The organism is Psychrobacter sp. 1U2 (genome assembly GCF_051847575.1).
Genome location: NZ_JBPYDC010000561.1, coordinates 1 through 974 on the forward strand (window position 1 = coordinate 1; position 974 = coordinate 974).

The 974-nt window shown below is 42.4% G+C and carries 2 protein-coding genes; both read left to right on the forward strand.

From position 1 onward, the window contains the following. A partial coding sequence (locus ACS8FD_RS17265) for a hypothetical protein (RefSeq protein WP_439276753.1) occupies positions 1–384 on the forward strand: 384 nt, incomplete at its 5' end. Positions 385–393: 9 nt separating this feature from the next. After that, positions 394–974, forward strand: a 581-nt coding sequence (gene tssK / locus ACS8FD_RS17270; RefSeq protein ID WP_439276754.1) for a type VI secretion system baseplate subunit TssK, incomplete at its 3' end; no start/stop codon positions are given.

Consider the following 974-nt stretch of genomic DNA (forward strand, 5'->3'; position numbering starts at 1 on the left):
CCTATGGCCAATGCCAATGCAGGACGTGCCAAACAAGGTACTGCGAGTATCGCTTATATTGCATTTTTAGCAGAAGAAAGTCAGTTCACCGAAGTTGAAAAACTGGCTGCGAAAGAAGTCAGTGTCATCCCCAATCGTGAGACCAGTCTGACTTTAAATATTCCTCAAGATGCACACTTTATGGCGGTTAAAGTGGGACTTAGATACACCAAAAAACGCTCACAGCTCCTTATTCCGCTTAATAGTCTCAATTTTGATAAGCCACTGGTGCTTCATATAGGCGCATGTGACGTCAATATCGTAGAGGGTATCAGCCCAAAGCTTGCGCCTGCATTTACGACCAAACTTAAATATTATCAGCAGCCATTAGTCAGCTGTTTGTAGGAGATTGTCTTGAGTAAACATAGAGTACTATGGGGTGAGGGGCTGTTTTTAAGACCTCAGCATTTTCAGATTCAAGACACGTATCATAACTCACAGCGCGCCCTGAGTATGATGCTGATGCAGCCGTATGCTTACGGAGTATCCGATGTTCAGATAGATAAACAGCTTTTAGAGAGTAACTTGTTAAGCTTTCAAAGTATTTACGCTGTATTGCCAGATGGCACAATATATCAGGCACCTCGTATAGATGCATTACCAAAAGGTATTACGCTAGATAGTCAAGATCATGGTGATGAGGTCTTTGTATTTTTAAGTTTAGAGATTGTCCATAATGACAGCAATAATATACAGACAGAGCATAGTGATAATCCAGCGCGCTATGTGAGGGGAGCTATTGAAGCAAAAGATTTATATAGTCAAGCAGCTGAAGCGGTCATTGATGTTATTAAATTGTCACCGAGCCTGCAACTGAGTCATTCTGCGCAAGCGCCCAGTCAAGATACCCTATCGTTGTTAGCTATCAAACTGGTGCGCACAACCCAATGCATCTACCAAGTGGACGAAGATTATATCGTCCCTAGCGTTCATAT